The sequence below is a fragment of the Burkholderia sp. F1 genome (assembly GCF_050813845.1).
GTDB lineage: Bacteria > Pseudomonadota > Gammaproteobacteria > Burkholderiales > Burkholderiaceae > Burkholderia > Burkholderia ubonensis.
The window spans coordinates 3,443,695-3,456,424 of the sequence record NZ_CP172421.1; the positions used below are offsets into that span (position 1 = coordinate 3,443,695).

10 protein-coding genes and 1 pseudogene are annotated in these 12,730 nt (G+C 68.3%); 6 read left to right on the plus strand and 5 right to left on the minus strand.

Translation table 11 applies throughout. The features are described from left to right. Nucleotides 1-306: 306 nt before the first annotated feature. Nucleotides 307-3,423 (plus strand): transglycosylase domain-containing protein, encoded by a 3,117-nt coding sequence (locus ACFIMZ_RS16255; RefSeq protein WP_431820394.1) that lies wholly within the window; start codon nucleotides 307-309, stop codon nucleotides 3,421-3,423. On the opposite strand, the gene ACFIMZ_RS16260 is transcribed toward ACFIMZ_RS16255, so the two are convergent. Then, nucleotides 3,395-3,742, minus strand: a complete 348-nt coding sequence (locus ACFIMZ_RS16260; protein ID WP_431820395.1) for a GFA family protein — start codon at nucleotides 3,740-3,742, stop codon at nucleotides 3,395-3,397. The two genes, ACFIMZ_RS16255 and ACFIMZ_RS16260, sit on opposite strands and share 29 nt — an antisense overlap. 144 nt (nucleotides 3,743-3,886) lie before the next feature. On the opposite strand from ACFIMZ_RS16260, the pseudogene ACFIMZ_RS16265 reads away from it, so the two are divergent. Next, nucleotides 3,887-4,146, plus strand: a pseudogene (locus ACFIMZ_RS16265) (DUF1272 domain-containing protein). Nucleotides 4,147-4,203: 57 nt separating this feature from the next. Here ACFIMZ_RS16265 and ACFIMZ_RS16270 read toward each other — a convergent pair. Further along, a complete protein-coding gene (locus ACFIMZ_RS16270) occupies nucleotides 4,204-4,887 on the minus strand; it encodes a FadR/GntR family transcriptional regulator (protein WP_431822517.1) in 684 nt (227 codons plus the stop codon). A 136-nt stretch (nucleotides 4,888-5,023) separates the two neighbouring features. Here ACFIMZ_RS16270 and dgoD point away from each other — a divergent pair, with 136 nt between their 5' ends. Continuing rightward, entirely contained in the window at nucleotides 5,024-6,172 is a 1,149-nt protein-coding gene (dgoD, locus tag ACFIMZ_RS16275; RefSeq protein ID WP_431820396.1) for a galactonate dehydratase, read from the plus strand. Between the two features lie 117 nt (nucleotides 6,173-6,289). On the opposite strand, the gene ACFIMZ_RS16280 is transcribed toward dgoD, so the two are convergent. Then, on the minus strand, nucleotides 6,290-7,222 hold the full coding sequence (locus ACFIMZ_RS16280) for a CopD family protein (RefSeq protein ID WP_431820397.1): 933 nt from the start codon (nucleotides 7,220-7,222) through the stop codon (nucleotides 6,290-6,292). A gap of 382 nt (nucleotides 7,223-7,604) precedes the next feature. Here ACFIMZ_RS16280 and ACFIMZ_RS16285 point away from each other — a divergent pair, with 382 nt between their 5' ends. The 3 genes from ACFIMZ_RS16285 to ACFIMZ_RS16295 all read left to right on the plus strand — a co-directional run bounded on the left by ACFIMZ_RS16285 (nucleotide 7,605) and on the right by ACFIMZ_RS16295 (nucleotide 11,288). Beyond that, nucleotides 7,605-8,366: a c-type cytochrome gene (locus ACFIMZ_RS16285; RefSeq protein WP_431820398.1), complete on the plus strand. Its 762-nt coding sequence runs from the start codon at nucleotides 7,605-7,607 to the stop codon at nucleotides 8,364-8,366. A 19-nt stretch (nucleotides 8,367-8,385) separates the two neighbouring features. Next, nucleotides 8,386-9,684 (plus strand): c-type cytochrome, encoded by a 1,299-nt coding sequence (locus ACFIMZ_RS16290; protein ID WP_431820399.1) that lies wholly within the window; start codon nucleotides 8,386-8,388, stop codon nucleotides 9,682-9,684. 134 nt (nucleotides 9,685-9,818) lie between these two features. Further along, nucleotides 9,819-11,288 (plus strand): DEAD/DEAH box helicase, encoded by a 1,470-nt coding sequence (locus tag ACFIMZ_RS16295; protein WP_431820400.1) that lies wholly within the window; start codon nucleotides 9,819-9,821, stop codon nucleotides 11,286-11,288. On the opposite strand, the gene ACFIMZ_RS16300 is transcribed toward ACFIMZ_RS16295, so the two are convergent. Beyond that, nucleotides 11,285-11,788, minus strand: a complete 504-nt coding sequence (locus tag ACFIMZ_RS16300; protein ID WP_431820401.1) for a hypothetical protein — start codon at nucleotides 11,786-11,788, stop codon at nucleotides 11,285-11,287. The genes ACFIMZ_RS16295 and ACFIMZ_RS16300 overlap by 4 nt on opposite strands. A gap of 70 nt (nucleotides 11,789-11,858) precedes the next feature. Beyond that, the gene (locus ACFIMZ_RS16305) at nucleotides 11,859-12,686 is read right to left on the minus strand and encodes a ferritin-like domain-containing protein (protein WP_431820402.1); all 828 of its coding nucleotides are present in this window, start codon (nucleotides 12,684-12,686) and stop codon (nucleotides 11,859-11,861) included. Between the last annotated feature and the right edge of the window lie 44 nt (nucleotides 12,687-12,730).

A 12,730-nucleotide genomic window follows, 5' to 3' on the forward strand; every position in this document is an offset into this window, starting at 1 on the left:
ATTTGGACGCAGGTCGTGCCGGACGAACTGGCGCGCAGGGTAGTCAGCCAATTTCGGCATACCAACCGTCATGCGTATTTCGAATACCGGCGGCCGAAAACGCGCATCACGGGTACGGAATGTGCACCGCATGCGCCGCGCCGGTGCACCGCGGGCGGATGTGGCCCCATCCTCGCGCACCGCGCCGGCGCGCGCGTTGCTTCGGCGCATCTCGGGCCCCGGCGGTCCTTGGCAGCACGCGGTTGAGGACTAAACTAATCCTTAATGGGGGCGGCCGGAGCCCGCCCCCTGCAGGGAGACGCCGCCATGAATCGGCCGCTGAATCGAATCCTGCCGCGTGTGACCGGCATTGCGTCGGTCTGGACGTGGATCAAATGGTCGCTGGTCGCCGCCATGCTGGTCGCGGTCGCGATCGTCGCCCGGCTGGTCATGGTCGAAATCGAGACATCCCGGCTGCAGGCCCGCTATTTGTCCGAGCTGACCCGCGACGTCGGCTATGCGGTCGAGGCGGGTGCGAGCGACCACGTGCGGTTTCCCGCCAACGGCCCGTACGACGAGCGACTCGGCTACGCGATGATTCCGGCGTTCCAGCAGCGGCTGCTCGCGCGCGGCTTCGTCGTCAGCAAGCAGGCGCGCGACTCCGAGCGGATGCTGGCGCTCGCCGATCACGGCCTGTTCCTCCCCTATGACGAGAAGGACCAGGCCGGCCTGATGCTGTTCGATTCGACGGGCGCGCCGCTGTTCGCGACCACGTTCCCGCAGCGCGTCTATCGCGACTTCGACGCGATCCCGCGCGTCGTCGTCGATTCGCTGCTGTTCATCGAGGACCGCTACCTGCTCGACCCGAGCCAGCCGAACCGCAACCCGGCGATCGACTGGGGCCGCTTCGGCCGCGCGATCGCCGACCAGGGCCTGCACTTCGTCAACCGGCACCAGGCGCGGCCGGGCGGCAGCACGCTCGCGACCCAGATCGAGAAATTCCGCCACTCGCCGGACGGCCGCACCGCGTCGCCGCCCGAGAAGCTGCGGCAGATCGCGTCCGCGTCGGTGCTCGCGTACCTGAACGGCCCGCAGACGATGCTCGCGCGCCGCACGATCGTGGTCCGCTACCTGAACTCGGTGCCGCTCGCGGCGCGGCCGCACATCGGCGAAATCACCGGCATCGGCGACGGTCTCGCCGCGTGGTACGGCCGCGACTTCAACGAACTGAACCGCCTCCTCGCCGCGCCGACGACGGCCGAGAACATCGACCAGCAGGGCGTCGCGTTCCGCGAGGTGCTGTCGCTGATGATCGCGCAGCGCGCGCCGTCGTACTTCCTGAACAGCGGCTACCCGGCGCTGCAGCGGCTGACCGACAGCTACCTGCGGCTGCTCGCCGGCGGCGGCGTGATCGCACCCACGCTGCGCGACGCCGCGCTCGCCGCGCACATCGAGCGCGCGCAGCCGCCGCAGGCGGCGCACGTGCAGTCGTTCATCTCGCGCAAGGCCATCACGTCGGCACGCGCGTCGCTGCTCACCGCACTCGGCATCGACGATGTGTACCAGCTCGACCAGTTCGACCTGGAAGCGACGAGCACGCTCGACAACGGCGTGCAGCAGGCGGTCGCCGAGCGGCTCGCGAAGGCGTCGACGCGCGAAGGCGCGCAGGCCGCCGGCCTGTACGGCTACGAGATGCTCGCGCCGAAGGACGACCCGTCGCACCTCACGTACAGCTTCACGCTGTACGAGCGGCGCAACGGCGCGAACGTGCTGCGCGTGCAGACCGACAGCGTGAACGAACCGTTCGACATCAACCGCGGCGGGCGCATCAACCTCGGTTCGACCGCGAAGCTGCGCACGCTCGTCACGTACCTGCAGATCGTCTCCGACCTGCATGCGCGCTACGGCAAGCTGTCGAAGGCCGAGCTCGCGCGCGTGAAGCCCGACCCGATGGACGGCCTGTCGCTGTGGGCGCTCGACTACCTGTCGCATACGCAGGACCGCTCGCTGCAGGCGATGCTCGACGCGTCCGTCGAGCGCAAGTACTCGGCGAGCCCCGACGTGTTCTATACGGGCGGCGGCGCGCAGGTGTTCAGCAACTTCGAGAAGTCCGACAACCACCGCATCCTGACGCTGCACCAGGCCTTCGCGCACTCGGTCAACCTCGTGTTCGTGCGGCTGATGCGCGACATCGTCCACTACCAGATGATCCAGACGTCCGGGCCGTCGTCGTCGTGGCTCGATGATCCCGAGCAGCGCAAGCATTATCTGCAGCAGTTCGTCGACGGCGAAAGCAAGGTCTACGTGAAGCGCTTCTACACGCGCTACGCGGGCAAGCCCGCGGACGACGCGCTCGCGCTGATGCTGAAGGACGTGCGCAAGTCGCCGCCGAAGATCGCGACCGTGCTGCGCAGCGTCGCGCCGAACGAGTCGCTCGCGTGGTTCGACGCGCAGATGCGCGCGCAACTGAAGGGCACGCCGGCGGCAACGCTGTCCGACGACGATCTCGCGGCGCTCTATGCGAAGTACGCGATCGACCGCTTCAACCTGAACGACCGCGGCTACATCGCAAGCGTGCACCCGCTCGCGCTGTGGACGCTCAACTACCTGCGCGCGCATCCGGACGCATCGCTCGGCGACGTGGAGCAGGCGAGCCGCGACGCGCGCTTCTACACCTACACGTGGCTCTACAAGACGCGCTATCACGGCACGCAGGACCGGCGGATCCGCCGCATGGTGGAACTGCGCGCGTACGCGGCGATCAGCAAGTCGTGGCGCGCGCTCGGCTATCCGTTCGCGGAAGTCACGCCGTCGTACGCGGCCGCGATCGGCGCATCGGGCGACCAGCCGGACGCGCTCGCGAAGCTGATCGGGCTGATCGCGAACGGCGGCGACAAGGCGCCGACCGAGACCATCACGCGGCTCGACTTCGCGAAGGGCACGCCGTACGAGACGCGTTTCGTGCGGGCGGCCGCACAGCCGCAGCCGACGCTGTCGCCGGAGATCGTCGACGTCGTGCACCAGCTGCTGCGCGACGTCGTGCTCACCGGCACCGGCAGGCGGCTCGCCGACGGGATGACGCTGCCCGACGGCAAGAAGCTCGAGGTGTACGGCAAGACCGGCACCGGCGACCAGCGCTTCAATGTCTACGCGCGCGGCGCGCGGCTGATCGAGTCGCGCAAGGTGAACCGCAGCGGCACGTTCGTGTTCGTGCTCGGCGACCGTTTCTTCGGCGTGCTGACGGCGACCGCGCACGAGCCGTACGCGGCGCGCTACGACTTCACGAGCGCGATGGCCGTGCAGTTGCTGAAATCGATGGCGCCGGCGCTCGCGCCGCTGATCGAGCGGCCGGCAGCAGTCGGCCCGCAGGCCGAGGTGGCCGCGCCGGCCGCCGGCAGCGCGCCGCCACCCACCGTCAGTGCGAGCGCCCGTCGTAATGGGTGACCGGCAACGCGTCGATGTCGACGTCTTCGAGGCAGCGCACGTTGATCGCCGCCATCCGGTTTCCGTTCGGATCGGTGCCCTCGCCGAACGGATGAATCCCGCAGCGCTTGCAGAAGCGATGCTGGATCACGTGCTTGTTGAACGTGTAGCTGGCCAGATTCTCTTCCGGCGTCAGCAGGTACAGGCTCGCGCGCGGCACGAACCACATCAGCGCGCCCTTGCGCCGGCAGATCGAGCAATTGCACGCCATCACGCCCGTCAACTCGCCGTCCACCTCGAACTGCACGTCGCCGCAATGGCAGCTTCCTCGGTAAAGCATGATCGTCTCCTGTGGCCCGCTCGCTGCGATGCCGTACCGGCGGGCGTTGGTCAAACTGAATCGATGCGCTTACAGTAGCGTGCCGCCGGCGCCCCTGCAACGTCCGGCGCCCGTCCATCACCCACTGTCACCAAGGAGACCGGCATGCTCGAACTGCGCCCCGGCTGCGAATGCTGTGACAAGGACCTGCCGCCCGATGCGGGCGACGCGCGGATCTGCACATTGGAGTGCACGCGGGCGGCGAGCCATATTGCGCGACCTGCGCCGACGAGGTGCTGAAGGGCCGCTGCCCGAACTGCGGCGGCGAGCTGGTCGTGCGGCCGCGCCAGCCGGCCAGCCTGCTCGCCAAGTACCCGGCGTCGACGCCGCGCATCCACGAGCCCGGCGGCTGCGCGGCGGCATAGCCGTGTCGGTCCGGGCGCCGCTCGCCGCCCGCTCCGCCGCGCGTTCGGGTTGCCCGATCAGCTCGACTCGATCCGCGCGCGCGTGACCGCGAGCAGCGTCGCCATCGCACGGCGCGCGCCTTCCGCGTCGCGCGCGCGGATCGCGTCGCACACCGCCAGATGCTCGGCGAGCGACGCATTGAACACGTCGGCACGGCGCGCATTCAGATGCAGCTGCGCCTCGAGCGTGCGGTCGATCAGCGCGCCGAGCGGCACCAGCAGCTCGTTGCCGCCCGCCTCGAGCACGCTCAGGTGGAACCGCAGGTCGGCGCGCACCCATTCGTCGACGTTGCGCGCGTCGGCCATCGCCCGCGCGGCGGCGTCGATCGCTTCGAACGCTTCCGGCGCATACGCGCGAGCGGCGAGCGCCGCCGCATGCGGCTCGACCATCTCGCGCATCTCCTGCAGCTTCAGCGCGAACGAAAGCGGCGGCGCGACGCGCGAGTACCAGTCGAGCAGGTCGGCATCGAGCAGGTTCCACGCGCGGCGCGGCCGCACCCGCGTGCCGACCTTCGGCCGCGATTCGACCAGCCCCTTCGACGTCAGCGTGCGCAGCGCCTCGCGCAGCACCGTGCGGCTCACGCCGAACCGCTCCATCAACTCGGGTTCCCTCGGCAGCAGCGATTCGGGCGGATGGTCGCCGCGCAGGATCGCCGTCGCAAGCCGGAACGCCGTTTGTCCATGCAGGTCGCGTTGAATGATGATCGTTCTCCCAAGGCGCGGGTAGCCGGCGCCGACGCCGGGCTGCCCACTATTTGCACAATAGTGCTATTAATACTATTTTTTAAACGGCCTACGCTAGGATACCCACAAAGCCTACCGTCAGGAGACATCCTCCATGAAGATCACCCGCCTCGAAACCTTCATCGTGCCGCCGCGCTGGCTGTTTCTCAAGATCGAGACCGACGAGGGCATCGTCGGCTGGGGCGAGCCGGTTGTCGAGGGCCGAGCGCATACCGTCGAGGCGGCCGTGCACGAGCTCGCCGACTATCTGGTCGGCAAGGACCCGCGGCTGATCGAGGATCACTGGCAGGTGATGTACCGCGCGGGCTTCTACCGCGGCGGCCCGATCACGATGAGCGCGATCGCGGGCATCGACCAGGCGTTGTGGGACATCCTGGGCAAGCATCACGGTGCGCCGGTGCACGCGCTGCTCGGCGGCCAGGTGCGCGACCGTATCAAGGTGTATTCGTGGATTGGCGGCGACCGGCCGAGCGACGTCGCGAACAACGCGCGCGCGGTCGTCGAGCGCGGCTTCCGCGCGGTGAAGATGAACGGCTCGGAGGAACTGCAGATCGTCGACACCTACGACAAGGTCGACCAGGTGATCGCGAACGTCGCGGCGGTGCGCGAAGCGGTCGGCCCGCACGTCGGCATCGGCGTCGACTTCCACGGCCGCGTGCACAAGCCGATGGCGAAGGTGCTCGCGAAGGCGCTGGACCCGTACCGGCTGATGTTCATCGAGGAGCCGGTGCTGTCGGAGAACGCCGAGGCGCTGCGCGACATCGTCAACCAGACCGATACGCCGATCGCGCTCGGCGAGCGGCTCTACTCGCGCTGGGATTTCAAGCACATCCTCGCGGGCGGCTATGTCGACATCATCCAGCCGGACGCGTCGCATGCGGGCGGCATCACCGAATGCCGGAAGATCGCGACGCTCGCCGAGAGCTACGACGTCGCGCTCGCGCTGCACTGCCCGCTCGGCCCGATCGCGCTCGCCGCGTGCCTGCAGCTCGACGCGGTCAGCTACAACGCGTTCATCCAGGAACAGAGCCTCGGCATCCACTACAACCAGGGCAACGACCTGCTCGACTACCTGCGCAACCCCGAGGTGTTCCGCTACGACGACGGCTTCGTCGCGATCCCGCAAGGCCCGGGGCTCGGCATCGACGTCAACGAGGAGAAGGTGCGCGAGATGGCGCAAACCGGCCACCGCTGGCGCAACCCGGTGTGGCGCCACGCGGACGGCAGCGTCGCCGAGTGGTGACGGCGCGGCTCGCGCCGCAGCGACGCCGAGCGCCCGTTCCCGCCGTCGGCCGGCTCGCGCCGGCCCGGCGGACCGCCGCTTCGACGCGGCGGCGCGGCGGCGCGGCGGCTGCCCGCGCTAGCCGAGCGCCGCGAAGCCCGGCACGCTCGCGGCCAGCACGGCCGCCGCGATGAACACGCCGATCATCGTCAGCCCTTCGAGATGCAGGATGTTGCGGAACGTGTGCGCATCCTCGGTCGACGCGGTGCGGCGCAGGCGCGGCAGCGCGGAAAAGCGGTTCAGCCCGCCGAGCACCATCGCGAGCGCGACCAGCAGCAGCTTCAGCAGCAGCACGCGGCCCCACGCGCTGCCGTCGAGCGGCGCAAGCGAGCCGCCAAGCCCGCGCGCCGCGTTGAGCGCGCCGGTGGCAAGCACGAACACGAGGGCGACGATCGACATCCGCGACAGCCGCTGCGCGATGCGGATCAGCGCGCCGCGCGCGACCGACGAGCCGAGCGCGGGCAGCACCGCGAGCCCGCCCGCGAGCACGAGCCCGCCCCACGCGGCGGTGACGAGCAGGTGCAGCGTCTGCAACGCGACGGCGGCCGAGAACGCGCCGGTATCGGCCGCGTGTCCGAGCGACGCCTTGCCGGCGGCGATCGCGATCACCGCCAGCCACAGCACCGCATACGCGAGCGGCCCGTCAGGCCGCGACAGCGCGACGACGGCGAGCACGACCGCGCCGCCGAACGCGACGCTCCACGCAAAACCTGCGTGGGTCTGCGCGAGCACCGTCGGAATCGCGCCGAACGCGCCGCCGAGCCCCGCCCCGCTCATCGCCGCAGCCTCGTAGACGAGCCAGCCGAGGTCCGCCAGCAACAGCGCGGCCGCGGCGGCCATCAGCGAATGTTGCGCACGCAGCCATGCCGGATGCGAAGGCGCGATGACGGGCCGTGCGCCGTCCTTCGCGAGCCAGGCCTTGAGCAGCGCCGAGCCGACTGCCGTTGCGAACGCCGCGTCCATCAGCGCGGCAAGCGCGACCTGGCCGATCCACAAGCTGTCGATCCTCATCGCGTACACCCTCCGTGGCGAGCGGCGCGCAACGGCAAGCCGGCAGCGCGGCGACAGGACGAGTAATGAAAATCGGGCAACGGCACGGTAGAAAACGTCATCGATGAATCCGGAAACTGTGAAATGACACGATCTGCGGCGGAGGCGGCACCGCGCGACCCGCGAGTGTACGGTCTTCGATAGGCAAAACGCACGCCGGTTCACGACGGCTGTTTACGATGCGCGTCAAATTGTCGCAAGTCGGAAACAGGCAGGAACCGATGACCATTTGTCAAATAGCCGTCATTACCCATCGATGATAGAATGCCGCGTCGCAGCAGCCCGGCTGTCCTGCCGTCATGCCGAGCCGATCGTAGCCCGGTCAGGTCCCCGACGAATAATCATGGAGTCTCGTGTGTCTTCAAGACGCCTCTTCCGTCCGCTGCTCGCCGTTCTGTTGATCGGCGGAGCGGGCCTTATGAGCGCTGCCCAAGCGCAGACCAAGCCCACGGAGCAACAAGCCCAGCAGGCGCCGCTCAAGGCACCCGATACCATGGCCGAGCGCGTGCGCGGCTGTACGGCCTGTCATGGCGTCCATGGCCAGGGCACGGACAACGATTACTTCCCGCGTCTCGCCGGCAAGCCGGCCGAGTACTTGTACAACCAGCTCGTCAACTTCCGTGACGGCCGTCGCAAGTACCCGCCGATGAACTATCTGCTGACGTACCTGAACGACGACTACCTGCGCGAGATGGCCGCGCACTTCTCGGCCGAGCGCCCGCCGTACCCGGCGCCGGCGAAGCCGAGCCTGCCGGCCGCGACCCTCGCGCGCGGCAAGCAGCTCGTCACGCAAGGCGATCCGTCGCGCAAGCTGCCGGCCTGCGTGGCCTGCCACGGCGCGACGCTGACCGGCATGCAGCCGGCGATCCCGGGTCTCGTCGGCCTGCACGCCGACTACCTGAGCGCGCAGCTCGGCGCATGGCGCTCGGGCAACCGCCACGCGAAGGCGCCCGACTGCATGCACGATATCGCCGCGAAACTCTCCGACGAAGACGTGACCGCCGTGACCGCATGGCTCGCCGCCCAACCGGCGCCCGCCAACCCCGTGCCGGCCCCGGCCCGCGCGATGAAGACTCCGCTTGCCTGCGGCAGCGAACCGCAATAAGGCTAGGGAGACAGACACAATGAAACGCAAGTCCCTGTTTGCACTCTCGGCTGTCGCGATCGTCGCGGCAGCGGCTCTCGTGCCGGTCCTGTGGCCGGGCAACGACACGCTGCACGGCGCCGCCGCCGTCGCGGCCACGCCGGCCGACCAGGCCGCGCTGATCAAGAAGGGCGAATACCTCGCGCGCGTCGGCGACTGTATCGCGTGCCACACCGTGCGCGGCGGCAAGCCGTTCGCGGGCGGCCTGCCGATGGCGACGCCGTTCGGCACGATGTACACGCCGAACATCACGCCGGACGACCAGGCCGGCATCGGCAAGTGGACGTCGGACGACTTCTACCGCGCGATGCACACGGGCCGCTCGAAGGACGGCAGCCTGCTGTACCCGGGCTTCCCGTTCGCGAGCTACACGAAGGTCACGCGCGCGGATTCGGACGCGATCTTCGCGTACCTGCGCTCGGTCGCGCCGGTATCGGCGCCGAGCCGTCCGCACGAACTGAAGTTCCCGTTCAACAACCGCAACCTGCTGATCGGCTGGCGCACGCTGTTCTTCAAGGAAGGCGAATACAAGCCGGATCCGACCAAGTCGGTCGAATGGAACCGCGGCGCGTACCTCGTCGAAGGCCTTGGCCACTGCTCGATGTGCCACACGTCGATCAACATGATGGGCGGCCCGGTGAGCGCGTCGGCATTCGCGGGCGGCCTGATCCCGCTGCAGAACTGGTATGCGCCGTCGCTGACGAACGACAAGGAACTCGGCCTCGGCGACTGGCACGTGCAGGAGCTGTCCGACCTGCTGCAAGCCGGCGTGTCGCACAAGGGCGCGGTGTTCGGCCCGATGGCGGACGTGGTCCACAACAGCCTGCAGTACATGACCGACGAGGATACGCGCGCGATGTCGACGTACCTGAAGTCGATCCCGCAGAAGGCTGAAGCGCCGAAGAACATGCAGTACGAGCCGTCGAAGCAGTTCGGCAACGTGCTGCTCGAGCAAGGCAAGAAGATCTACGCGGACAACTGCGCGACCTGCCACGCCGACAACGGCCAGGGCAAGCCGCCGGCCTATCCGCCGCTCGCGCAGAACCATTCGATCATGATGGAATCGGCCGTGAACCCGATCCGCATGGTGCTGAATGGCGGCTATCCGCCGAGCACGCTCAAGAATCCGCGTCCGTACGGGATGCCGCCGTTCGCGCAGTCGCTGTCGAACCAGGAAGTCGCGGCGGTCGTTTCGTACATCCGGATGTCGTGGGGCAACAACGGTTCGCCGATCTCGCCGCAACAGGTGAGCGATCTGCGTTCCGCACCGCTCGACTAAGTATCGGGTGACGCAAACGGGGCGCGGCTGCGGGAAACCGCGGCCGCGCCCTTTTGTTTTTGTTTTTCTTGCGACGCTATTCCCGCGCTGGCCGCGCGATGCGTCGCCGATCATAAAACTCCAGAGTCGTATCTATGTCTTTTGAATCCCTTGGCCTGGCCGAACCGCTCGTCAAAGCGGTCAACGAGCTCGGCTACACATCACCCACGCCGATCCAGTCGCAGGCGATCCCCGCCGTGCTCGGCGGCGGCGACCTGCTCGCCGGCGCGCAAACCGGCACCGGCAAGACCGCAGGCTTCACGCTGCCGATCCTGCAGCGCCTGCACACCTTCTACGCCGAACACCACAACGCGAAGCGCGCGGTGCGCGCGCTGATCCTCACGCCGACGCGCGAACTCGCCGCACAGGTCGAGGAAAGCGTGCGCGCGTACAGCAAGTACCTGAAGCTGCGCTCGACCGTGATGTTCGGCGGCGTCAGCATCAATCCGCAGATCGATGCGCTCAGGCGCGGCGTCGACATCGTCGTCGCGACGCCGGGGCGCCTGCTCGATCACATGCAGCAGAAGACGATCGACCTGTCGCAGCTCGACATCCTCGTGCTCGACGAAGCCGACCGGATGCTCGACATGGGCTTCATCCACGACATCAAGCGCGTGCTCGCGAAGCTGCCGCCGCGCCGCCAGAACCTGCTGTTCTCGGCCACCTTCTCCGACGAGATCAAGGCGCTCGCCGACAGCCTGCTCGACTCGCCGGCGCTGATCGAGGTCGCGCGCCGCAACACCACCGCCGAGACCGTCGCGCAGAAGATCCACCCGGTCGACCGCGACCGCAAGCGCGAGCTGCTCACGCAACTGATCCGCGAGCACAACTGGTTCCAGGTGCTGGTGTTCACGCGCACGAAGCACGGCGCGAACCGGCTCGCCGAGCAGCTGACGAAGGACGGCATCAGCGCGATGGCGATCCACGGCAACAAGAGCCAGTCGGCGCGCACGCGCGCGCTCACGGAGTTCAAGAACAGCACGCTGCAGGTGCTCGTCGCGACCGACATCGCCGCGCGCGGCATCGACATCGACCAGCTGCCGCACGTCGTCAACTTCGACCTGCCGAACGTGCCGGAAGACTACGTGCACCGGATCGGCCGCACCGGCCGCGCGGGCGCGACCGGTGAAGCGGTGTCGCTCGTGTGCGTCGACGAGAAGCAATTGCTGCGCGACATCGAGCGGCTGATCAAGCGCGAGATTCCGCAGGAAGTGATCCCGGGCTTCGAGCCGGACCCGAACGCGAAGCCGGAGCCGATCCAGCAGCGCCGCGGCCAGCAGCCGCGTGGCGGCGGCGGCGGCGGCGGTGGTGGTGGCGGCAATCGCGCGCCGCGTGCCGGCGGCTCGGGCCAGCCGGCGGCAAAGCGCGACGGCGCGCCGAAGTCGTCGCAACCCAAGGCGGCCCCGCAGAAGGCCGCGCAGCCGCAGAAAGCTGCGAAGCCGGGCAACGCGGGCGGCAACGGTCCGCGTCCGGCGAGCGGCGGCGGCAGTGGGCGATCGGCCAATGGCAACGCCGCGCACGCGAACCGCAATCGTTCGTCGCGCAGCGGCCAGCGCGGCCACTAAAGCCGCGCAGCCGCGCGCCGCAGGTGCTCGACCTGGCGTCGCCAGCGTTCGAGCACCGCGGCGCGCTCCCCTTCCAGCGCGAACGTGACGCCTGTCGCGAGACGCGCATAGCCGACGCGCTGCGCATCGCCGTGCGCGATCGTCGCGGCAAAACCCGCGAGCCCGCCGAAGTCGCCTTCGAGCGGCTCGATCTTCAATTGCGCCTGAAAGAACGCGCCGTCGGCGACGAGCGTCAGCGCGGCCGCGCGCCGTTGCGCGAGCGCGTGCGCCGCGCGCGATTGCGGCCACAGCGCGAACAGCAGCACGCGCGCATCGCGCGCGTAGATCTCGCCGACGCTCAAGAGCGTCGTGCGCAATTGGCCGTCGTCGGTCGCGACGATCAGCGACGCCGCGACGTCGGCCTTGCGGTCGAGCGCCGAGCCGTCGAACAGCGACACGACGGCCGGCGGCCACGCGTCGAACGTCCATTGCTCGAGTGCGTGGCGATGTGAATCGGTCATGATGGAGCGGCCTCGTCGAACCGGAAGGATGCCGCAGCATACCCGCGGCCGGCCGCCCTGTGGACGGCGATCAGCGGAAGAACACGTGCTGCGTGAGCTTCGTGAGCGGATAGTGGACGCCCGGCTGGATCTTCGCGGGCAGGTCGAGCGGCTTGAGCAGCATCTTCACGCACATGTCCGCCGACAGGTTGCGACGCACAAGCGCATTGATGCGCGCGACCCGCGCGCGGCTGTATTCGCTGTCGCCGATGCGGTCCGGATAGCGGATCGCGAACACGTGGCGCAGCGCGATCTCCGAATCTTCGTTCTTGATTTCCAGCAAGCGGCGCATCAGCGCGCCGAGCACCGCGAACCGGCCGTTGCCTTCGAGCTGGTTGTACTTCTTGAAATATTTGAAGAAGTGCTTGTAGTGGCGCACTTCGTCCGTGCGAATGTTGTCGGTGATTTCCTTCAGCACGGGCTCGTCCGAGCATTCGTTGATCGCGCGATAGAGCGTGGCCGTGCCCGTCTCGACGACGCAGCGCGCGACCATCTCGAGCGCGCGGGTCTTCTCGAACGCTTCGATCGAGCAGGTCTTCGAGTATTCGTCGAAGAAGTTCGCGAATGCGGTATCCCAGTCGAACTCCGGCCAGACGTGCGCGATGTAGGCTTTCAGCGCGCGGCCGTGCTGCAATTCTTCGTGCTCCCATGCATTGTTGAGCCACGCCGACACTTCCGGATCGTCGTTGAAGAACTCGCTCAGGTTGCTGGTGTAGAGATCCGAACCGCTCTCGATGAACGACGCCGCGCACAGCAGCAGCAGCAAATCCTCGTTCGCCGCGGCGCGCTGACGATCGATCCGCGTAAGGTCGATGTCCTCGATTCGCCACGGCATGACATGCGTCGTTTCAGTCTGCATGGTGTTGCGCTCCCAGTCGCCCCATCCGGCAATCGCCCGCGCTC

What these genes read in the sequence shown, in the direction of transcription:
- ACFIMZ_RS16255 (WP_431820394.1), top strand. Translation starts at nt 307, where the DNA reads ATGAATCGGCCGCTGAATCGAATCCTGCCGCGTGTGACCGGCATTGCG.
- ACFIMZ_RS16295 (WP_431820400.1), top strand. Translation starts at nt 9,819, where the DNA reads ATGTCTTTTGAATCCCTTGGCCTGGCCGAACCGCTCGTCAAAGCGGTC.
- ACFIMZ_RS16280 (WP_431820397.1), bottom strand. Translation starts at nt 7,222, where the DNA reads ATGAGGATCGACAGCTTGTGGATCGGCCAGGTCGCGCTTGCCGCGCTG.
- dgoD (WP_431820396.1), top strand. Translation starts at nt 5,024, where the DNA reads ATGAAGATCACCCGCCTCGAAACCTTCATCGTGCCGCCGCGCTGGCTG.
- ACFIMZ_RS16285 (WP_431820398.1), top strand. Translation starts at nt 7,605, where the DNA reads ATGGAGTCTCGTGTGTCTTCAAGACGCCTCTTCCGTCCGCTGCTCGCC.
- ACFIMZ_RS16260 (WP_431820395.1), bottom strand. Translation starts at nt 3,742, where the DNA reads ATGCTTTACCGAGGAAGCTGCCATTGCGGCGACGTGCAGTTCGAGGTG.
- ACFIMZ_RS16290 (WP_431820399.1), top strand. Translation starts at nt 8,386, where the DNA reads ATGAAACGCAAGTCCCTGTTTGCACTCTCGGCTGTCGCGATCGTCGCG.
- ACFIMZ_RS16305 (WP_431820402.1), bottom strand. Translation starts at nt 12,686, where the DNA reads ATGCAGACTGAAACGACGCATGTCATGCCGTGGCGAATCGAGGACATC.
- ACFIMZ_RS16300 (WP_431820401.1), bottom strand. Translation starts at nt 11,788, where the DNA reads ATGACCGATTCACATCGCCACGCACTCGAGCAATGGACGTTCGACGCG.